The sequence below is a fragment of the Feifania hominis genome (genome assembly GCF_014384765.1).
Taxonomy (GTDB): domain Bacteria; phylum Bacillota; class Clostridia; order Oscillospirales; family Feifaniaceae; genus Feifania; species Feifania hominis.
Window position 1 is genome coordinate 671,687 of sequence record NZ_JACRSP010000001.1, and the last position, 21,202, is coordinate 692,888.

Annotated in this window: 18 protein-coding genes and 1 tRNA gene; 8 read left to right on the plus strand and 11 right to left on the minus strand. The window is 55.1% G+C overall.

Annotation, left to right across the window (positions count from 1 at the left end; genetic code table 11):
* Window positions 1-121: 121 nt before the first annotated feature.
* Genes H8695_RS03250 through H8695_RS03260 form a run of 3 tightly spaced genes read right to left on the minus strand, consistent with a single transcriptional unit; the run spans window position 122 to window position 2,490 of the window.
* Window positions 122-640, minus strand: a complete 519-nt coding sequence (locus H8695_RS03250) for a DNA-deoxyinosine glycosylase (protein ID WP_249299439.1) — start codon at window positions 638-640, stop codon at window positions 122-124.
* Window positions 641-649: 9 nt separating this feature from the next.
* The gene (locus tag H8695_RS03255; RefSeq protein ID WP_249299441.1) at window positions 650-1,591 is read right to left on the minus strand and encodes an AEC family transporter; all 942 of its coding nucleotides are present in this window, start codon (window positions 1,589-1,591) and stop codon (window positions 650-652) included.
* Window positions 1,591-2,490 (minus strand): DMT family transporter, encoded by a 900-nt coding sequence (locus H8695_RS03260; protein WP_249299442.1) that lies wholly within the window; start codon window positions 2,488-2,490, stop codon window positions 1,591-1,593. The genes H8695_RS03255 and H8695_RS03260 overlap by 1 nt, the downstream gene beginning before the upstream one ends.
* A gap of 267 nt (window positions 2,491-2,757) precedes the next feature.
* Here H8695_RS03260 and H8695_RS03265 point away from each other — a divergent pair, with 267 nt between their 5' ends.
* The 3 genes from H8695_RS03265 to H8695_RS03275 all read left to right on the plus strand — a co-directional run bounded on the left by H8695_RS03265 (window position 2,758) and on the right by H8695_RS03275 (window position 4,174).
* Window positions 2,758-2,934: a hypothetical protein gene (locus H8695_RS03265; protein ID WP_249299443.1), complete on the plus strand. Its 177-nt coding sequence runs from the start codon at window positions 2,758-2,760 to the stop codon at window positions 2,932-2,934.
* Window positions 2,935-3,002: 68 nt separating this feature from the next.
* Window positions 3,003-3,467 (plus strand): peptidoglycan recognition protein family protein, encoded by a 465-nt coding sequence (locus H8695_RS03270; protein ID WP_249299444.1) that lies wholly within the window; start codon window positions 3,003-3,005, stop codon window positions 3,465-3,467.
* Between the two features lie 116 nt (window positions 3,468-3,583).
* Window positions 3,584-4,174: a rubrerythrin family protein gene (locus H8695_RS03275; RefSeq protein ID WP_249299446.1), complete on the plus strand. Its 591-nt coding sequence runs from the start codon at window positions 3,584-3,586 to the stop codon at window positions 4,172-4,174.
* Window positions 4,175-4,210: 36 nt separating this feature from the next.
* Here the strand turns inward: H8695_RS03275 and H8695_RS03280 are convergent, their stop codons facing one another.
* The 3 genes from H8695_RS03280 to pyk form a co-directional block, all read right to left on the minus strand.
* Window positions 4,211-4,471, minus strand: a complete 261-nt coding sequence (locus H8695_RS03280; RefSeq protein WP_249299447.1) for a TfoX/Sxy family protein — start codon at window positions 4,469-4,471, stop codon at window positions 4,211-4,213.
* Between the two features lie 13 nt (window positions 4,472-4,484).
* Window positions 4,485-5,876, minus strand: a complete 1,392-nt coding sequence (locus H8695_RS03285) for an oligosaccharide flippase family protein (RefSeq protein WP_249299448.1) — start codon at window positions 5,874-5,876, stop codon at window positions 4,485-4,487.
* 125 nt (window positions 5,877-6,001) lie between these two features.
* Window positions 6,002-7,420 (minus strand): pyruvate kinase, encoded by a 1,419-nt coding sequence (gene pyk / locus H8695_RS03290; RefSeq protein WP_346726790.1) that lies wholly within the window; start codon window positions 7,418-7,420, stop codon window positions 6,002-6,004.
* Window positions 7,421-7,602: 182 nt separating this feature from the next.
* On the opposite strand from pyk, the gene H8695_RS03295 reads away from it, so the two are divergent.
* Window positions 7,603-7,679: transfer RNA gene (locus H8695_RS03295), tRNA-Pro, on the plus strand.
* A 169-nt stretch (window positions 7,680-7,848) separates the two neighbouring features.
* Here the strand turns inward: H8695_RS03295 and H8695_RS03300 are convergent.
* Window positions 7,849-8,208 carry a hypothetical protein gene (locus tag H8695_RS03300; RefSeq protein ID WP_249299505.1) on the minus strand — a complete coding sequence of 120 codons (360 nt, stop codon included), beginning with the start codon at window positions 8,206-8,208 and terminating at the stop codon, window positions 7,849-7,851.
* A 928-nt stretch (window positions 8,209-9,136) separates the two neighbouring features.
* Window positions 9,137-9,397: a hypothetical protein gene (locus tag H8695_RS11690; RefSeq protein ID WP_430413283.1), complete on the minus strand. Its 261-nt coding sequence runs from the start codon at window positions 9,395-9,397 to the stop codon at window positions 9,137-9,139.
* A gap of 283 nt (window positions 9,398-9,680) precedes the next feature.
* Between H8695_RS11690 and H8695_RS03310 the strand changes: the two genes are divergently transcribed.
* The 4 genes from H8695_RS03310 to H8695_RS03325 all read left to right on the plus strand — a co-directional run bounded on the left by H8695_RS03310 (window position 9,681) and on the right by H8695_RS03325 (window position 17,400).
* A complete protein-coding gene (locus H8695_RS03310; RefSeq protein ID WP_249299449.1) occupies window positions 9,681-12,038 on the plus strand; it encodes a M13-type metalloendopeptidase in 2,358 nt (785 codons plus the stop codon).
* Window positions 12,039-12,091: 53 nt separating this feature from the next.
* Window positions 12,092-12,598 (plus strand): AAA family ATPase, encoded by a 507-nt coding sequence (locus H8695_RS03315; RefSeq protein WP_249299450.1) that lies wholly within the window; start codon window positions 12,092-12,094, stop codon window positions 12,596-12,598.
* Between the two features lie 64 nt (window positions 12,599-12,662).
* A complete protein-coding gene (locus H8695_RS03320; protein ID WP_249299452.1) occupies window positions 12,663-13,391 on the plus strand; it encodes a DUF4358 domain-containing protein in 729 nt (242 codons plus the stop codon).
* Between the two features lie 346 nt (window positions 13,392-13,737).
* On the plus strand, window positions 13,738-17,400 hold the full coding sequence (locus H8695_RS03325; protein ID WP_249299453.1) for an S-layer homology domain-containing protein: 3,663 nt from the start codon (window positions 13,738-13,740) through the stop codon (window positions 17,398-17,400).
* 176 nt (window positions 17,401-17,576) lie between these two features.
* Here H8695_RS03325 and H8695_RS03330 read toward each other — a convergent pair whose 3' ends face one another.
* Genes H8695_RS03330 through H8695_RS03340 form a run of 3 tightly spaced genes read right to left on the minus strand, consistent with a single transcriptional unit; the run spans window position 17,577 to window position 21,071 of the window.
* Window positions 17,577-18,761, minus strand: a complete 1,185-nt coding sequence (locus H8695_RS03330) for a hypothetical protein (RefSeq protein ID WP_249299454.1) — start codon at window positions 18,759-18,761, stop codon at window positions 17,577-17,579.
* 42 nt (window positions 18,762-18,803) lie between these two features.
* Complete coding sequence (locus tag H8695_RS03335) at window positions 18,804-20,072, minus strand: L-cysteine desulfidase family protein (protein ID WP_249299455.1); 1,269 nt, start codon at window positions 20,070-20,072, stop codon at window positions 18,804-18,806.
* Window positions 20,073-20,084: 12 nt separating this feature from the next.
* Window positions 20,085-21,071, minus strand: coding sequence for a uroporphyrinogen decarboxylase family protein (locus H8695_RS03340; protein ID WP_249299456.1), 987 nt, complete (start codon window positions 21,069-21,071; stop codon window positions 20,085-20,087).
* Between the last annotated feature and the right edge of the window lie 131 nt (window positions 21,072-21,202).

Sequence of the window (21,202 nt, forward strand, 5' to 3'; positions counted from 1 at the left end):
CGGTGGTTATTTCAACTGAAATGTTAAAAATAGAGAAAACGGCTGATCGAAAAGGGAACTTCGACGTGCAAGGTCGTATTGCCACCGCGAAACAGCAAAAGAGCGCGGCTGCGCCGCGCTTTTATTCCCCACGAATCACCTGCCAGCTCTCGCAGAGCCGCTTCAGGGAGTAGGACGCGTTGAGCGGACTCGTCGACGGCAGGTAGACGGCGGGGAGCGACAGAGACGAAAAGTGCTCCTGATACAGCCGCTGGGCCGCACGGCCGTTGAGAAAAATTCTCTCGATGGATGGGCAGCTGTCGAGCAGCCGGCCGAGCTCGTTCGGCGTGACGTCGGTGATGCTGTCATCCTTTGACCCGGTGATCCGGCAGCTTTTGATCACATCCCACAGCGCCACACGCAGCGAACGCAGCCACAGAGCGGCCGCCTTTTGAGCATGCGGGTCGGCGAGCCCCCGCGAAAACTGCGGCGGCAGCGGCCTGTCAAACACCTCGCTGAGCACTCTCCAGAAGCGATTTTGCGGGTTTGCGTAGTAGAAGCCGTCGCCCCTCGACTGAACCGACGGAAATGAGCCGAGAATCAGCACCCGTGACCGCTCATCCGAGATGGGAGCGAGTGGGTGAAAAATCAGTTGCTCCATTCTCACACCTCACAGCGGAAAAACCAGGCCGATCACCACCGCCACAACCGGAATCACAACTGGTGTGAGCAGCATGCTCACCGGGTGGCACTGGCTGGCGAAACGGACGTCGGAGCGGTACTGTCGGGCCATAATGAGAGCTTGGTTCATCATGGGCATTGCAGTCATCATGACAAAGACGCCTGAGACGAGAGCAGGCAGTTGAAACAGCCGACAGCATAAAAGTGCAATCGCTGGGCAGACGACGAAGCGTCCGAGCAGGGCCGCTGCCGACTGGCGGCTGAGTTTCGTCAGCTCCCCCAGCCCGACGCCGCCGACAATCGCCCCAATGAGAATGGTGGACAGTGGCGTGCCGAGCGAGCCGAGACTCGAGAGCGCGTCACTGAGAAACGTCGGAAGCGAAAGCCCCATAAGCTTCACCACACAGCCGATCAAAAATGCGGTGATCGGCGATTTGACAAGGCGGATTACAACCTGCAGGTTTGGGCGCAGGGGTTCCCCTCCATCCGCCGCAATCAGCGTCACGCCAATCACCCAGAAGAGAATCGTATTGCACATGTAGTACATGCTGATATACGGAACTGCAATCTCACCGAAGAAATATGAACAGACCGGCAGACCCACAAAGAGCGTATTGGAGCAGGAAAAAAGCGTCAGAAAAATCCCTCTTGTTCCCTTTTGCACGCCGGTCAACTTCATCGCGAGGATGCCTGCGCCGAAGCAGGCAAATATGATCACTGCCGGCACTGCAAGACTGGCGCTGCGAAAGAAGTCTGCCGTGACATACTTCAGAGCATTGTTGAACAGCGAGATCGGCACAAAGACTTTGAGAACCGCTTTGGTAAGAAAGTCCTCCACACGATCATCGATCCAGCCCGCACGGTGCATCAAAAAGCCCACTACTCCGATGAGCAGCAGCGTCAGCACGGCGTTGAGCGCGTTGGAAAACATCAAATCCCCTCTTCCCCCTGCAGGATTTCTTCGGCAGGCGTCTGCTTTGCCAGCTTTGATTTCTTGGCGTTGAGCCATGTCACGCAGCCGACGACGACCGCTGCACCGACCAGCGCCATGGGGCCCGGCACCTCGCCGTAGAACAGCATGACCCAGACCGGATTGAGCAGCGGCTCAAGCATGCCGATCAAATTGGCCTCCAGCGGGTCGGTTGTCTTGATGCCAATGGAAAAGCAGAAATAGGCAAGGCCGATTTGCAAAATTCCAGCCACCGCGGCGACAAACCATGTCCCGGCGTTTCGGGTCACCGCCCCAGGTACGAACAGAAAAGGAAGACTGACAAGGCATGTGAGCACCATGCCCAGAAAGAGAGTCTGACTGCTGTCGCAGTCCGGCCGGTGGTTGATCATGCACACCAGCGCGTAGGACACGGCAGTCGTGAGAGCCAGCAAATCGCCCGAAAGCCCGCCGCGGCCGAGGCTGTCCACAAAGAAGAGCACCATTCCCAGCAGCGCGCCGCCAAGGGCAATCAGGTCAATCTTCTTGGGTCTCTGGTGAAAGAACACCGCCGAGAGAACAACAATGCAGATCGGCGACATATACTGCAGAACAATGGCGTTTGCTGCCGTTGTCATCTTGTTCGCGGCGACAAAGCCAATCAGCGTGTAACTGAGCGCAAGCGTCGCTATGACATTGTACCGGTTTAACCGGATGCCGCCGAGTACCTTTCCCCCCGTTAAAAGCAGAAAGGTCAGCGCCGCAAAGAAGCAGCGCACGCAGGCAATCGCCATGGGGTGCCAGTCGATAAACTTGATGAAAATACCGCCAAGGCTCCACAGAACGGCGGCCGCGAGAATAAAGGCAGGCCCCCTGCCTACCTTTTTGAAAAGCGTCTGCATCGGCTCTCTCCTCACTGTAAAAGGTATCTTCATTATAGCGGTTCACACGGCCATGTACAATGGTACAAAGAGACAATCCCCTCAGGGTAAGCTCTTGATCTTTTGTAAAAATTTTTTGGCGTCCTGCGGTGCAAAAGAGCGCCGTTTTTTCGCCTCTTTCTCAACAATCTCATCTATTTTTACCGCTTTCTTCTGCGCGGCCAATAACCGAAAAGCCTCTGCTCCATATACTATAGTAGATCAACGAAAAAGAGGTGAAACCAATCCATGGCTGATAACATCACGATGAAAACTCACTGCGTCTGCAACACCAATACCTCCGCCTCGCTGTGCTGCTGCCACAATGACAACAACAACTGCTGCTGCAAAAACTGCGGCTGTAACAACAACTGCGGGTGCAACAACAATTGTGGGTGCAACAACAACTGCAGCTGCAACGGCTGAGCATCAAACTGTACATGACAATCGAAAGCAGAGCTTTTTAGCTCTGCTTTCCTTGGAGGTAGGTAACTTTGAACATTGTCTATCCCGAGATCGCCTTTGACGGCGAGCTCGTCCCGCTCCGGCTCGAAATGGTCGACTCCATTGCGCTGCACGATTCCGAACAGGCCGAGGGTGATGTCTACGATGTCGATCAGTGGTTCAAGCGGCGCGGCTACTCCGGAATCGGCTACAATTACTTTATCCATTCCGACGGCACCGTCATCGAGGGCCGCGGGCTCAACACCGGTGATGCGGTCAAATACCATGACGGCCACGTTCTCTCGGTTGCCTTTCAGGGCAATTTTACTCATTCACTGTCCATGCCGGCTGCACAGTACCGCTCCGGCGTACGTCTCATTCAATACTTAATGAACCACATTCCAACCATCACGATGGTGGACGGACATAGCCATTGGGCGGGCACTGACTGTCCCGGGCGATACTTTCCTCTTGGCGAGATGATTGCGGATTCGACCACAAAAACGAAGTCTTAACAGACTTCGTTTTTGTGTATAAACTTCAGGCGCAACAGGAAGAATAGAGGTGAATCTACCATTTTTGGCCTGTCGCCGGCCGCAAGGGCGACATCACGCAGTGATATGGAGGAAGTATGAATCTGACCGGAACCGAAACTCTCATCAATCTCGGACGTGCCTTTGCCGGCGAGTCCCAGGCCAAAAACCGCTATCTCTTCTACGCGGAAAAGGCCAAGCAGGACGGCTACGCCTACATCGAGAAGATCTGCCGCTACATCGCACAAAACGAAACCGCCCACGCAAAAGTCTTCTTTGACCACATCGTCAACGGCATGCCAAACGATGTCAACAATCTCAACATCGACGCGGGCTATCCCTTTGAGCTCAAGGACACCATCAACAACATGCTCTACGCCAAGGCCGGCGAGACCTCCGAGTATGAGACCATCTACCCGAACTTCGGCAAGATCGCAGCCGACGAGGGATTCCCCGCCATCGCGGCCAGCTTCAACATGATTGCGGCCATCGAGGGTGAGCACGCCAAAATCTTCGGCACGCTGCATGACAAACTTGCAAACGGCTCGCTCTATAAAGGCGACGCACCCGTCGTGTGGAAGTGCGACTACTGCGGCTATGAGACAACCTCCAAGGACGCTTTCATGGTCTGCCCGGTCTGCAAAAAACCACAGGGCTTCGTCATCCCGCAGATCGAATTTCTGCACTGATAAAAATAGAAGCAGCGCGGTCCGGCCGCGCTGCTTCTATTTTTCCTTTTCCGCGTTATAAAATGCCTTGAGCTCCGCCTTGACATCGGGCGGCAGCTCACTTTTTTTGACCCCGCGTACCGCTCCCTCGAGCGCGTAGAGCCGGTGGATGCAGGCGGAGGGATCCATTGCCCGGATACGAAGCCACGCCTGCCGGCTTCCTGCAGCGCGCAACTCACCGGCGGTTGTGATTCCGGCCTCCCTCAGTTGTCTTGCGACCTGTGGTCCTATGTTGGGAAGAGATGACATCTCACACATAAAATCTCTCTTTTCAGTTTTTAACTCTCAAAATCTTTTTTGCACTCAGCAGCAGGCTCTTGACATTGGTGACCACCATCAGAAGCGTCAGCGCGATCTCATAGAGCAGCCAGTACGGTACTTCTTTGATGAGGATGATGCTCTGTGCAAAGAGTACGAGCGTATCGAAGATGAGCTTTGGCACATTCCACTCCATGCGGATCATACGCCGGGCGCTGATGGCCCGCAGCACAAAGGCCACAAGGTAGCTGACAAAAGTCGCAAAAGCCGCGCCGTTAACGCCGTATTTGGGGATCAAAATCAAATTGAGCACGATGTTTGTCCCCGCACCCACTGCCGAAGTGACAAGGGACAAAACGCTCTTCTTCTCCACCATGTAGACACTGCCCATAAAGGTCACAAGGCAGGAGTAGGTTGTGGACATGATCAAAAACGGGATATACTTCCAGGAGGGGTAAAAGGCCTCAGAGACCAGGATTTTCGTACCGAGTTTGGCAAAGAGAATCAGCCCCGACGCTGCGGTGAAGATGAGCGCCTTAAACGAGCCGAATACATTGGAGAAAAACTGCTTTCTCTCGAGCGGATTCTCCGTGACCGCCGACATCTGCCAGGCGTCCATGAAAATACCCGAGACAAGGATGACAATGGTCGGAATCTTATAGGCCACGGCATAGAGACCGTTTGCAGCCGAGTCGATCATCCCCGTGACGAGATAGCGGTCTGAGACGTTGGTAATCCACCAGAGCATGGTTGTGGGAATCAGCGGAATGGAGTATTTGAGCATTGCGCGGGAAGTCGCCCTGTTGATGTTTCGAAAACGTACAAACCGCCCGAGCTTTGCAAGCGAGAAGAGCAGAAGCGCCGACAGGCAGTCGGAACTTGCAATGGCAAGCACATAGCCCGTGATGCCCCATTTGAAGCCGACAAGATAGAGAATGTTGAAGAAGATGGTCGTCGCTGTGCTCATGATGCCGTCAAAGGTGTACAGGCGTACCATCCCCATCGAGCGCACCATCTGCGAGCACAGTGAGCGCAGAAGCGACATCAGCACAAAGGCGTAGAGCAGCACGGTGTTGTTGGCAATGTACGGAAAGCGCAGAAGAAAAGGCGTTGTCAGCAGAAGCAGCGCAAAACCGGTAAAAATGGTAATGACGCCGGTCGAGAAGACATCTTTCTTGCGGTAACTGCGGTCGAGGCCAAAGCGAATGACGGCGTTTGTGATGCCGAGCGAGACAATGGGCAGCAGCAGATTTCCCGTCTGAACGATCAGGTCAACCTTTCCATAGTCGGCATCACTCAAAACGCGGGTGTAAAGCGGCATCATCAAAAACACCAGCACCTTGGAGCTGAAAGTGCCAATGGCGAAGAGAACCGTATTTTTCATCAGGCGTCCATATTTGTTCATGCCGTTATCTTACCCCGCACAGGTGAAAATTTGACAAAATTCAAAAGAGTTTGAGAGAAAACCTCTCAAACTCTCTTTATTGTAAAACAAGGCGTTGCTAAAAGCAAGAATTTCTAATTTTGAGTCTATTTGACAATGTCGACGCGCATCAGATTTGTCGTGCCCGAAGTGCGAAGCGGAATGCCCGCTGTCGTCACCACAAGGTCGCCCGGCGCAACAATACCCGTCTGTTTCGCACCTTCAAGCGAGCTTTCAAAGAGCGCGTCGGTCGAGTCGACTTCGCGGATGTAAACCGGCGTCACACCCCATGACAAATTGAGCTGACGCACGGTGCGGTTGTGCGGCGAGCACGCGATAATCGGGCAGCACGGACGGTATTTGGAAATCATCTTTGCCGTCTTGCCGTGGTTTGACACTGTGACAATCGCCGCTGCGCCGAGGTCGTGCGCCGTGGTGCAGGTCGCGTGGGAGATGGCGTTTGTGATGTCCGGGTCAGACGGGTTGTCACGCAGGCGAAAGCGCTTGAAATAGTCAATGTTCGCCTCCGTGCGCTCGGCAATGCGCGCCATGGTGCGCACCGCCTCCAGCGGATAGGCGCCGGCCGCCGTCTCGCCCGAGAGCATGATTGCGCTTGTCCCATCGTAGATGGCGTTTGCAACGTCGGTGGTCTCGGCTCTTGTCGGGCGTGGATTTTTGATCATAGACTCAAGCATCTGGGTGGCGGTGATAACCTGTTTTCCCTCGTTGTAAGCTTTCTTGATGAGCATTTTCTGAATGGCGGGTAGATTCTCAAAGGCAATCTCAACACCCATGTCGCCGCGCGCCACCATGATGCCGTCGACAATCTGTAAAATCTCGTCAATGTTTGCAACGCCCTCGCTGTTCTCGATCTTGGCAATGATGTTGATGTGTTTGCCGCCGTTTTCATCGAGCAGTTTCCGAATCTCGCGCACATCGTTTGCACTCTGGGTGAAAGAGGCGGCGATAAAATCGAAACCGGTCTCAATGCCGAAGAGGATGTCGCTGCGGTCCCGCTCGCTGATAAACGGCATGGAGAGCTTGACGTCCGGCACGTTGACGCCCTTTGAATTGGAGACCTCTCCGCCGTTTATGACGCGGCAGCGGATCTCCCTCCCTGTGACTTCCAGAACCTCAAGTTCAATCAGGCCGTCGTCAATGAGGATTTTCGTGCCGGTGTGTACGTCCCGCGTAAGTCCCGTGTAGGTGATGCTTGCGCGCTCGGCGTCTCCCTCTATCTGCTGCGTGGTCAGGACAAACTCCTGTCCCGCGCAAAGCTGCGCACTGCCCTCTTTGAAGAGCCCCAGCCGCACTTCCGGTCCCTTGGTATCGAGCATAGTTGCAATGGGAAGTCCCAGCTCTTCACGGGCGCGAACCACCATGTCAAAGCGCCGTTTCTGCGCCGCGTGATCCTGGTGGGAAAAATTGAAGCGGGCAACATTCATGCCAAGGCGCATGAGCTCCTTGATCGTTTCAACATTGTCGGTGGAAGGTCCCATTGTGCAGATGATCTTTGTCTTTCTCATTGTGTTCTCCTCAATATGTATGTAAATGGTTAAACAAACAAAATTGGGCCAGTATTTATTATACCCAAAATCGGTTCGTGTGCTATCAAAACCTTGCCTTTTTAACAAATCTTTTACAACATATTACAATTTCGCTTGACATTGCGAGGCCCTTTCCCCTATAATATGTAAGTGCCCGTCATCGGGGTGTAGCGCAGTTTGGTAGCGCGCTTGGTTCGGGACCAAGAGGCCCCGGGTTCGAATCCCGGCACTCCGACCATGCCGCCGTAAGTTTTTACTTGCGGCGGCTTTTTTGTGATCTTTCATGCGATTTCCATCGCAAATATCACCGGCCACACACCTTGTGGAACCAAGCTGTCAGCGCTCATCCCTTGCAAGCCGAGGCCCGCTCATATCGAGCGGGCCTCTTTGGATCATATGATGTTGTGCTAAGTCGCATCGCCCAGACGCATGACACTCGCAGAAATTTCACGGAGTGTAAAGCCTGCCGCGCTGGTGCGAATTTGAAGGGTTGCCGGGCCGTCTGCACGCAACGGCACAGCAAACATGACTGTGGCGGTCTCCGCCGTAGCCGTAAAGGTATGCGCCGTTATAGCCCCTGTCACGGGTACGCCGTTCTGATAGAGGCGAAGAGACAATGTCGCCGGAATCGAAGTTCCCACTCCAAGTCCAGCCACGCCATGGAATATCACCTCATAGATGCCCGGCCGGTTGATTTGAATATCTGCCGTCCCAGCCGCATGTGTGATGGAGGTCCCACTGATCAACGGATTATCGCTGAAAATCAAAGCGCCTACACTCGCACTTGACTGGGGAATCTCATCCACTGTAGCGAGAACATCCGGGGCTTCTCCTCCTCCCGATTCACCTCTTGGAATGACAAAGTCAAAAATGGCATTTTCGTCAGTGCCGACATTGGTGACCTCGGCTTGCGATCCGGGCGGACTGGTTGTAACAGTTCCAATCTGTATTGTTGCGGCGGCACCGGTCGGGCCCGTTTCGCCAGTTGTGCCCGTCGGCCCGGTCTCACCAACTGCACCATCGGCACCCGTTATGCTCGCCCCTGTTGCACCGTCGGCTCCAGTGGCACCCGCTTCACCTGTTGCGCCGACCGCACCGGCGGCGCCCGTCGCCCCGGTTGCTCCCGTGGCACCGGTCGGTCCGATCTCCCCGACAACTCCATCGGCTCCTGTAGCTCCGGTTGCGCCCGTAGCGCCAGTCACTCCGGTTGCACCTGCTGCACCGGTCGGACCGATCTCACCGACAACTCCGTCGGCTCCAGTGGCCCCGGTTGCTCCCGTAGCGCCAGTCACTCCGGTCGCACCCGCTGCACCGGTCGGACCGATCTCACCGGCAACTCCATCGCCTCCGGTGGCTCCGGTTGCGCCAGTTGCCCCGGTTGCACCGGTAGGCCCGGTCGCGCCGGTCTCACCATCAGCTCCATCTGCTCCCGTTGCGCCCGTCGCACCCGTTATACTCGCGCCGGTAGCACCGGTTGCACCTGTGGGACCTGTCGGGCCAATTTCACCGGCGGCTCCATCCGCTCCCGTTGCGCCTGTCGCACCTGTCATACTCGCGCCAGTGGCACCGGTTGCACCTGTAACCCCAGTCGCACCGGTTCCACCGACAGCTCCTGTCGCTCCGGTGGCGCCTGTCGCACCCGTTACACTCGCGCCAGTGGCACCGGTTACGCCCGTCGCGCCGGTCGGGCCGATTTCACCGAAAGCTCCGGTCGCACCGGTAGCTCCGGTCGCGCCGGTAACACTCACACCAGTGGCGCCGGTTGTGCCTGTTGCGCCAGTCGCACCTCTTGTCCCTGTGGCACCGGTTGCACCCGTCGTTCCGGCAGGACCGATGGGGCCCTGTGAGCCGATGGTGCCGGTGGCACCTGTCGCGCCGGTTGCGCCCGTGGGCCCGGTGATGCCCGACGGACAGGGACACGAGGGCGAGCACGGTATCGGGCAAGGTGTCGGGCATGTCCCCCGACCTTGACAATTATTCATAGTATTCCCTCCAGTTGCAAATAAAGGTCTCCATACAGTATATGTGCGCCGCCCTCATCGGGAAGAAGCTGTTTGCACGCCGTATTGAAAGCGGCCGGTCTCTCATAGACAGGAAAGCGTCTTCGCGGTATAATAACAGAGTAGCTGTTATTATGAAACGCAGGCTGTGCTCTCGCCCCTTGCCGGGCAAGTCCCTGTGGGCCGGCTGAGAACATGGCTGCATGATTGCTGATCCGATTGAGAAAGGTGGAAAACAGATGAAACAACTTCAAAAACTGACCGCTGTTCTGCTGAGCATGCTGCTCATTCTAAGTGCATTTCTTCCCGCTTTTGCTGCGCAGAATGAGCCCCTGGCCCGCGGTGACGCGGCGCAGCTCATTCTCGACGCTGCAGACGACTACCGCGCCGGGCTCACCCTCGGCGACATCATCAAGGGATATGAAGACGGTGAGCTGCGCGAGAGTGCGCCCGTCACACTTGTAGAAGCCGCTACCATGCTCAGCCGCGCTTTCGGCACTCTCCCCACGCCGGTGGGTGACAATCTGAGAACCGGCGTCTTTGTCGATGCATTTTCCGACGTTCCCGCCTGGGCACTGCAGGATGTGGGCAATCTGCGCAGCGCAGGGCTCCTCGTCCCTAAGGCCGACGGCTCGCTCGGCGCCTCAGAGACACTCACTGCCGATGAACTGGAAACGCTTCTGCGCCGTATCTGGTCGCTCTACGGCACCAATCTCAAGGATGATTTTTATGCTGCCGTAAACAAGGAAGCTCTTGATGAGAGCACCATCGCGGCAGGTGAGATGACGACCAACGCCTTTACCGCACTCGCCGCGCTCAACAGCGCGCGTCTGACCGAGATCATCAACGAAATCAAGGACGGCAGCTACGCCGCCGGCACCAAAGAGCAGAAAATCGCCGACTTTTACCGTTCGGTCTCCGATATGGAGGCCCGCAACGCGGCCGGTATCGATCCCATCGCCCCCTATCTCACCATGATCGACGAAATTGAGTCAGTCAACGACCTCGAGCAGGTCGAGAAGACTCTCTTTGCCGAGCTCGGGATGAGCGGTCTGATCGGCTTTGCGTACACAGCCGACCTCAAGGACAGCAGCCGCTACATTCTCTACCTGGGCACGATGAGCCCCGCCCTGACCAAAGATGTCTACGCTGCGGATGAGGGCGCTCAAAAAGAGGCCTATTTGAACTATCTGGCGACCCTGCTTCGTCTGTCAGGCGAATCCGAGCAGGACGCTGCACAACACGCTCTGGACTACTACACACTCGAGAAAGCTCTCTCCCCAAGTGCACTCGACCCGCAGGACCAGGGAAATGTCGACAAGATCTACAATCTCTACACGCTCGATCAGGTCAAAGCCCTCTACCCTGCCCTCGATTTGGAATCTCTGCTCAGCGCAGCGGGCTATCAGTTCAACGGTTCCGCCATGGTGATGGACAAAGGGCTCTTTGAGGCCTTTGCACCCTACTATTGCGATGAACAGATCGATCTGCTCAAAACGGTTCTCAAGCTCTCGCTTCTCTCGAGCTATGGTGTGACCCTCTCGCAGGATTTCACCGACGCCTCCAATCTCTTCTCGCAGCAGTACTATGGCATAGAGGGCAGCAAGACACCCGAAGAGACCGCGATGACCATGGTGCAAAATGTCATGACCGACTATCTCGGCGAGCTCTTCTGCGAGAGATATTTCTCCGAAGAGGCCAAAAAGGATGTCGAATCCATGATCGCCGACTTCATTGAAATTTACAAACAGCGCATCACCGCGCTCGACTGGATGAGCGAGTCGACAAAGGCCATGGCCCTTAAAAAACTTGACACCATGGCGGTGCACATCGGCTATCCCGATGAGTGGGACAGCTACATGGATGATCTAACCATTCTCGCTCCGCAGGACGGCGGCAGCTTCTTTCAAAACTACTGTACGCTCTCAAGAGCCTCCTACGCAGAGAATGCCGCGCTGGGCGGCAAGGAGGTCGACCGCGACAGCTGGATCATGACCGCCTACACAGTCAACGCCATGTACAGCGCCACGAGCAACTCCATCTGGTTCCCTGCCGGCATCCTGCAGGCGCCGTTCTATGACGTCAATGCCAAACACGAGGCCAACCTTGGCGGCATCGGCGCGGTCATCGCCCATGAGATCACCCACGCCTTTGACAACAACGGCGCGAAATTCGACGAAAAGGGCAATGCCGCCGACTGGTGGACCGAAGAGGACTACGCTGCGTTCTCCGCTCTGTGCGAAAAGGCAGCAGCCTACTACAACGGCTGGGAATCTGCGCCCGGAATTGTGAACAGCGGCATCCTGACGCTCAGTGAAAACGTGGCGGACCTCGGCGGCCTCGGCTGCGCCATCCAGGCCGCAGGCGAGCTTGAGAATCCCGACTACGACGCTCTGTTCAGGAACTGGGCGGCCATCTGGGAGATGACGGCAACCCGCAGTTATCTGCAGCTGCTCTCCGTGCTCGACGTGCACAGCGCCAACAAGGTCCGCACGAACCAGACACTCGCCTGCTTCGAAGAGTTTTACACCACCTATTCCATAGAACCGGGTGACGGTATGTATGTCGCTCCGGAGGACCGTGTGAAAATCTGGTGATATTGCTGAGGGCCGGCCGCCATTCGGCCGGCCCTTTTTCATGAGGTGATCGTTTGAAAAAGCTCATTGTCATAAACGGTACCATGGGTGTCGGTAAGAGCACGGTCTGCCGGGAGCTTACGAAACTTCTCACTCCCTGCGCCTGGCTCGACGGGGACTGGTGCTGGATGATGAACCCCTTTGCGGTGGATGACGAGAACATTGCGATGGTAACCGACAACATCTGTCATCTGCTGCGCGGCTTTCTTCAAAACTCCCATTTTGAGTATGTCATCTTCTGCTGGGTCATCCATGAGAAAGCCATACTCGACGGACTTCTCGCCCAGCTTGGCGATTTGGACTACTCCCTGTCGGTCATCACCCTGAGTGCGTCGCCCGAAGCGCTTCAGGCCCGTCTTTTACGGGATGTGAGCGCCGGGCTGCGCGATGAGGGCATCGTCGCGCGCAGCCTTGCGCGACTGCCACTCTATGCGTCGATGGACACGTTTCATCTCGATGTCAGCGACCGGAGCGCCGCCGATGCCGCCTGCCAAATTGCCGCTCTAGTCAAAACAGAATAAACTGCAACCTTTTTTCCCTGCCTGCGTCTAAGGCATCGTAAATGCTTTCAGGAGGAATACCCACATGAAACAGAAGAGATTGACCATACTTGCAGCGCTGCTCGCAGTTGTGATACTGCTCGGCACACTCGCCGGCTGTTCCACGCAGAAGCCGGACAGCGACCCGCCTCCGTCCGATGGAACAGGCGAACCGGCGGCGCCCGGCGATGAGAACACCAACACGCCCTCCGACGGCAGTCAGGACGGCAGCGCAGACCCCGAGCCTGACGGCGGCAAGGATCCTGCCCCCGATGAAAATCCCACCCCGGATGACAAGCCGGATACCACACCAGATCCCAAGCCGGATACCAAGCCAGACCCCACTCCCGATCCTGACCCCACCCCTGAGCCGGAACCTGTGCCCGAGTCCACAACACCCGAGGAGATTGTCGATAAAGTAAAGCTGACCTATCCGTCCTCCGGCACCATGTCCCTCTCGGACTCCGAGCTGAAGACCTTTTACGGTATTGACCCCTCTCTTCTGGAGAGCTACTGCGTCGAGATCCCGACCATGAACATCAATGCCCATGAGATTGCGGTCTTCCTACTCAAGGACAGCGCCGACTCCAAAGCCGTCATGGAGGCCTGCAAGACCCGTGCCGAGGCCATTCAAAAGACCTTTGAGGACTATCTGCCAGACCAGTTTGATATCGCCTCAAACCCTGTCATCAAATCCTCCGGCCGATATGTCTATTTTGTCATTGATGAAAATGCCGAAGAAATCGGCAAAATCATTTCCGGCTGTATTAAATAATCTACCCTCAGAAAAGAGACCGCGATGATCGCGGTCTCTTTTTTATCCACATTAGGTATAAAGCATCCATTCGCAGTAGATTTACCAAATCGGTGTATTTTTTACGCTTATTTCAGTGGATTACCAGTAACTGTGGTGTTACCTTTTTATTGTATTGAGAATACAGTTGAAAATATGGGAAACCCGGACAAAACTGCCGGCTGACGCAAAGGGCTTTCTTTCCACTGTAGGAAGAGTTGCAGGCTGCGTACACAGCCGCAAACACAATGGCAGACAGTGGTTTTAAAGGACGGCTCCTTTGGGAGCCGTCCTGTTTTTTCCGAAAAAACAACGCGGAGGTTTTATTATGAAGCACCGACTGAAAAAAGCAGCAGCCATATTTTTGGCCCTTGTTCTTGCACTCGGGCTCTGTCCCATGCACGTGTCGGCACAAGGCTGCGGCGTCACTCTAGATGGAACGCCCTACGACAGTCTCGCTCAGGCTTTGGCGGCAGTGGAAGATGGCGCAGAGGCCACCATCTCACTCTCAGAAGGCGAGCACTCATTTGACGGCTATGAAATTGCCGACGGCAAAAAAATAACCATCGTCGGCGCCGGTGAAGCGTCTACCACCATCACCACCTCCAACGTCTGTGCCTTTCACCTGGCAGGAGACGGTGCTTCGCTCACGCTCAGAGATCTCACTGTCAGCTCCACCGCCACCTCGGCGCGTGTCATTCGTCTGGTGGATGGAAATAACATGTCCTTTGCTGCCTCGCGTGTTACTCTGGCGACACCGGCAGGAAGCAGTGGAAATGTCGGCATTTACACCAATGGTTCCTGGAAAAATACAGCGCAACCGACCCGAGAGGGCCTTGTCATAACGCTCGACGACGTCACCTACCGTGCGGATAATGCTCTGACAGGACTCTATTTCCAGAATTCGACCGGCATTGATCTGCAGATGGATAACTGTGATTTCCTCGCAAATATGTATGCTGTCTATCTCCAGCAGGATACCGTTGCAACTGTTCAGATCACATCCTCTCTTCTTGAGGGTTGGGCGGCTTTCTATACGTTCTCTCTCAACTCCACAATCAACATCAACAATAGTACCCTCATTGGCGTCAACCGCCAGCCCTATGTTGAAAATCAGAAAAATGATTTCTCCACCATTGCGGTGGACGGGGGTGGTTTAAACGGTCTTGAGGCAGGGCGTGCTGGCTGCGGCAATACTCTGACCATATCCGACAGCACGATCAAGGCTTCGACTACTGGCGGACGCTATCAGAACATTCTTGGCAGCTCCTATCTAGCTACCAAAAACCTCGTCAATTTTAATAACTGTCAGTTTGAGGTCTCTGGCGTTCTCCACGCGGATCTCGGCGGCGGTGCACTGCCGCCCGTCTACAGCATGGACGACATCGAAAACCAAATCACCGTGAATGGATTGACCCTTGACGTCTCCTCGTCAGGCAATCCTAACCTCATTCCTGTAGCAAAGGTACGTTCCACCGGCTACTCCACTTTGTCGGCTGCTTTCGCCACCGCACAGGATAAGGATACCGTGACCCTTTTGGAAAACGTGTCCACCGCTAGCGTCTCCGTCGTTGGGAAAGAGCTTCTGCTCGATCTGAACGGACACACTATAACAGGCAGTGAAAACAGTCTCTTTCGCATTGGCAACGGTACAGCCGGCAGCGGGAAGCTGACTGTCACTAACAGTACCACGCTTCCCGGAGGCGTAACCACTTCCCACAATCGAATCTTTCAGCTCTACGGCGGAGAACTCGTCCTTCAGAAAGGTACCTTTACGCAGAGAGGACATGATACCACCATCATCGATCTGTTCGGCGATTCCGATACGAATGCGCAGCGTTTCAGTGTGTTGACGATCGACAAGGGTGTCGTCGTACAAGCTGCAGACGGCGCTACCGGCGTCTATGCTGTCAACATCTTCAATGAATCAGGTGGAAACAGTGTTCAGCCTGCCTCCGGTGTCGTCATAGACATCGCTGGGGAAATTACCGATGTGGCTCTGGCCATGTATCTCCACGGCAACATTACGTCAGTAACCGGCTATGTACCTCAAATCACCGTTCGCGATACAGCGCGCCTCGAAGCGGATTTTGGTATCTATGCCGCCGGTTATGGTGAGTGGTCTCTGACTGGCGGCAGCGTCAGCGGCAGCACTGGTGTGGAAATCCGCGGAGGAAAACTTAGTGTTTCGGGCAGTGCCGTCATTACGGGTACTGCTGTTCCAACCTCTGTTCTCCCCAATGGCAGCGGTACCACAACCGACGGCGCCGGTATTGGCATTGCCCAGCATACCACAAAACTCCCGCTTGAAGTCGACATCAGCGGCGGCACCATCAGCGGTTATACCGCGCTCTATCAGAGCAATCCCCAGGCCAATGACGATGAGAGCGTCAATAAAGTGAAAATCTCCGTTACAGACGGACGATTCAGCTGTGTCAACGGCGGAAGCAATGTCGTATACAGCGAAAACAAGACCGGTTTTCTCAAGGGCGGTCACTTTACCTCGGATCCCACTGCATATGTGGCGCCCGGCTACGTCGTCATCGCTGGCAGCGAAACGGGCTACGCCTACACTGTGCAGGAAAAGGCCGACGATGAAGTTATTGTAAAGCCTGCCGCCAAAGATCCCGTTGTGGAATCAACGATAGAAGATCCCGACGAAAAAGCGGTTGCCGAAGCAGTGGCCAGTACCGTAGACGCCCCCTCCATTGTGGACGCGGCTGGAAAAACCAACATCACCGATGCCGATAAGGATGCGGCTGTTTCCAAGGCACAGCAGGAACTTGGCACCAGCGAAGATATGATTATCTATACCCAGGCCTATCTGGAAATCAGACCGAGTGCCTACAGTGAGACCAAGAAAAAACTTGTCATGGATATTTCGCCAAAAATGCAGCTTGTGGTCTCCACTGCAGCGACAGCGGGCGAAATAACCGACTCAAATGCAGTATCTTACGGCAAGCCGAGAGATCTAACCATCACCTCCCCTACCGTCATTACGCTGCAGTTGCCAGCTGGTTTTGCCAGTGAGGGAGAAACCGTCTACATCCAGCACGAGGCTTCCGATGGCAATATCTATTTTTACACGGCTGTCATGGAGAGTGACAACATCATTTCGTTCACATCGTTCCATGGGTTTAGTCCCTTTGCTTTTTCCCTGGTAAACGAGGCCGTGGCAGAGATTGGCTCAATTGGATATCCCACGCTTCAGGCTGCGGTGGACGCTGTCAGAGATGGAGAAACCATCAAACTTCTCGCCGACAACAGCGAGTCAGCTACTGTCTCTCGTACGGTGAGCTTTACGCTGAACAGCGCAGGGTTCTCATTCAGCGGTGAGATTGTATCCGGTTCTCTCACCACCGCGTCAAGTACAAACGGAGACGGCGGAAAATACTCCTTTACCCGCCGCGAATCCTCGGGTGGAACCATTGTCACCCCCTTTCCTTTCAGCGATGTTCCCACTGACAGTTGGTATTACGGCGCCATCAAATACGTTTATGAGCGTGGCATGATGAATGGGACGGATAACACACTGTTCAGCCCCGAGTCCCCCACAACCCGCGGCATGATTGTAACCATACTCCACCGGCTCGAGAACAGTCCCACATCTCTTAAAAGCTCGTTTGCCGATGTGGCAGATAGTCAGTATTGCTACAGTGCTGTAGCCTGGGCTTGTGAAAACGGTATCGTCAACGGCTATGGAGATGGCCGTTTTGGGCCGGATGACAACATTACCCGCGAACAGCTTGCTACTGTCCTCTACCGCTACGCATGCTGGAAAGGCCTAGATGTCTCTGCAGATGAAGCCGGCGATATTCTCTCGTATCAAGACGCCGATAACATCAGCGACTATGCTCTCGAGGCAGTACAATGGGCCTACGACACGGGACTGCTGCAAGGGCGCTCTCAAAATGAGCTTCAGCCTGCAGCAAGTGCCACCCGCGGCGAGATTGCAGTTATCCTCCAGCGCTTTGCGACACTGGGGCAATAGCAGATTTAAAACTTTCTAAAATCATGTTAGAGGCGCTGCTCCACTTCGATTGGAGCAGCGCCTCTATATGTGCCAGTTAAAAGCAAACCCCGCCCGCCAGCCGCAATTGGCTGACGGACGGGGCACGCAAGGGGGATTCATGATGCACGGCATCAGAATATCAGGTAGATCTTTTGTCAGCTCTTACTCTGTGCACTCTCCAGCTTCTCCTCCGCGCGATCGTGCTTCCACACGCGGTAGATGGAGAACAACAGCGGGAGAACGACGGCCGGCAGTGCCAAATTGCCCATGATCACATAGCCTTTCTGCACGATGGTCATAAGTCCCAGACCCGAGAGCAACCAGGCCGCGATCAGATAGACACTGGAGAGAACAAAGAATTTGACTTTCCGGCTCACCTTATCCGTTTTCCAGACACCAACCCAGCGGTTGGCCATGTTGAACGTAAATGTAGGAGCGGTGGAGACGACCGAGAACACCACGACCACCCAGTAGACCGCCGTGAGGAAGCCGGGCAGGTACTGCTGGCAAATCTTGAGGATGGGGGCGTCGCTCATGGCCTCCGGCATGTAGGGCAGCACAATTAGACTCGTGATGGCAAACAGGGAGGTAACCAAAATACCAACCATGATACCAGAACCAATTGCCAACTTCTTTGTCGTGATTTTTTCGGCGTAGTTGCACATGGAAGAGCCCCAGCTCGAGGTGCTCCAGCAGTAGGACAGGAACATGCCGAAGTGTGCCATGACCGTGGTTCCGGTCCAATCCGTGCCAATCTGGAAGTTGCCCAGGCGCTCTGCCAGCACATCGCCGCGGTTGGCAATGACGGCAAACAGCAGCGCGGCCAGACAGACCAGCAGCGAGACGGTCATCAGTGTGTTGAACTTGCGCAGGAATCCGGCGCCGTTGACGGTCAGAATCGCAAAGAGGATCACGCCGCCGAGACTTGCGACAAACACAGGAATGTTGAACAGTGAGTTCATAAGCGTTGCAAAGAGTGCGACGGTTGCCGCAACGGTAATCAACCCGCTGAACAGCGAGTAGATATCAAAGAAGACCGTCACGACGCCTTTGAGCACAGGATTGGTGCCGGGTCTGTGCACACCCCAGAGAGTCGTGTAGTACTGGCTGTAGTTCTTGATCTTATAGCTTCTGACAAAGTTGAGACCGATTACGCAGAAGAAAGACATAAAGGCGAGGAACATAGCAAGCCACACCAGCGCCCAGCCGCCGCCGACGGTCACAATGTAGCCGGCCGCATAGGCGCCAGAGGCCATGTTTGCGCCGCAGTAGGTACCGAAGACCAGCGCTCCAATACCAAAACAGATCTTAAAGGATTCCCAGAAACTCTTTTTTTCCATTTCCCTATTCTCCTTTTAGACGGTTTAATCCCAAGGTCGGAGTCATTGCGTCATGATTTTGAGAATGGTGCGATCCGTGCTTTGCATTCCCTGACTGGCCAGCACGCCGATGTTTGCGACAGTCTCATCGACGTCCTCACCGACGATTCCGTCGCCGCTGTGGAAATTGTGGCCGTTCAGGTACATTTGATAGCCGAGGATGCCGGCGTCCACGCCGGCGGAGATCTTCGCCGCACAGGAGGGCTTTGCCCCGTCACAGATGGTTCCGGAGATGATGGCGACGGCATTGACAATGGTGTGGGCAATGGCCTCGTAACCGGCGCCGTGAAGATAGGCGATGCCGGCGCCGGCCCCCACTCCGGCGCTGACAGCACCGCAGTAGGCGGACAGACGGCCGATACCCGCTTTCTGGTAGATGGTCACCAGATCACTGACCAGCAGTGCGCGGTACATCTGCTCCTTTGTGGCGTTTAAGTGTTTGGCATAGCGGATAACCGGCAGCGAGGCGGTCATCCCCTGATTTCCCGAGCCCGAGACTATGACAACCGGCATCTCACAGCCGCTCATACGTGCATCGCTGCCCGCGGCGGCCCAGGCTCTTGCCTCAATTTTGATGTCGTTGCCGTACTCTTCGAGCAGAGTCGAGCCAATTTTGGCGCCCCAGTCGTTTTTCAGGCCCTCTTCCGCCACGGCGCTGTTGCACTCGATCTGCCGCTCCAGCAAATCTGAGACCAGGGTGAGATCAACCTCATTCGCAAAAGCGAGAATGTTGCGCAGATTCAGAGTGTCACTGCCCTGCTCATCCTCGTGGCCGCCCGATGCAGACCGCTCCAGAAGCACCTCACCATCCTTTTCCAGATAGATGATGTTTGTGTGGGTGTCAGCAATGCGTACGACAGCCTCATGTCCGCCGGACCAACCGGTCAGACGGATATCAAGCAGGTGCGCTCCCTCCGGGCAGGTCACCTCAATGGGGGTTTGCTCCCGGTAACGCGCAATATCCGCCTGGAGACTCTCAGGCACATCGGAGATGACCTCCAGCTCCCTGTCCGCCCGTCCCGCAACGATGCCCGCCGCAATGGCAGTTTCGACGCCTTTCCCGCCGCCGGTGTTGGGGACGACCACACTCTTGACATTTTTCAAAATGTTGCCGGACACCTGCGCCAGTATTCTCTCCGGTACGGCACCCAGCACCTCCCGCAGCTTTGCCGCTGCATACGCGACAGCTATGGGCTCGGTGCAGCCGGTTGCCGGTACGAGCTCCCGGCGCAGAATGTCTATGTACGCGTTTTGAATCTCAGGTGTCAGCATGATCCAAGCTCCTTATTTGGCAGCGTATTTGATGGCGGCCTGGCGTACCCACTCCAGACGGTTGTCGTCGATATCGGTGGGAACGGTGCAGTCAGCGCCCAGCATGACGCCGATTTGTCCGGCCTCGTCGAGAATCGCATAGGTGGCCGCTTCAACCTCTTCGCGGGTGCCCGTGTAGATTACGGTTGCCTGCTCAAAGCCGCCGAAAACGGGTTTTCCGCCGAAGAGCTTCTTGCCCTCAGACAGAGTGACGCCCTCCGCGTGGACCGCCCAGTTGTACGCGGCGGCCTTGTAGTTCTTAAACAGTTCCAGATTGTTCGCTCTGCCATGATAGCCGCAGATATGGAGCAGGTTGATGTCGCTGAGCGTATTGGCATGATCCATAACTTTCATATCCGACGGAGTCACATATTTGCTGTAGAGTTCGTCCGGGATAATGTGCGACTGGTTGTTCACGCTGAAATAGAGCCCCTCTGCCTTACACTCCTTGATGAGCATTTCATCGATTGCCATAATGGACTCGGCGAGAATATCAAGCGCGGCGACAACGGAATCCGGATCTTCCTCCAGGAATGAAACCAGCCTCGGCTTCTCGCCCTCGACAGGAGCGATGCCGCCCATGCTGGCACGTAGAACCATGATGGGAGAAAAGCCAGTGACGTAGACCGGTGCGTCGGAGCCAGCATAGAACTCCATTGCTCTGAGCGTGAGCTCTCTGGTCTTTTTCACAAAGGCAGAATCCATAGCAGGCGGCTGAATTTTGCGCAGATCCGCCGGCGTCTTCACAAAGGACGTATCAAGGGGCATAATCATCAGAGAGTCATTCATAATTTTGATGACATCGGGATCGAAAATCTCTCTGGCTTTGCGATGGCCCTCGATGTTCTTCTCAAAGATCGCCTCGTTTTCCAGACCCTTGAACCATTCGTTTTCACTGCAGAAATGGTGGAAAAATGCGACAGGAACACGGTCAACCGGTTTGTTTGCCAAAAAGTTCATGAATCTTTCGCGCTTGGTCATACGATACCCCTCTTTTCAATGTATTTGACAAAAGTGTCAAATACAGGTTATCATGGAGATAGATTTTTGTCTAATATTTAAAAAATCTGCCATTATGAAAAAAAGCTATA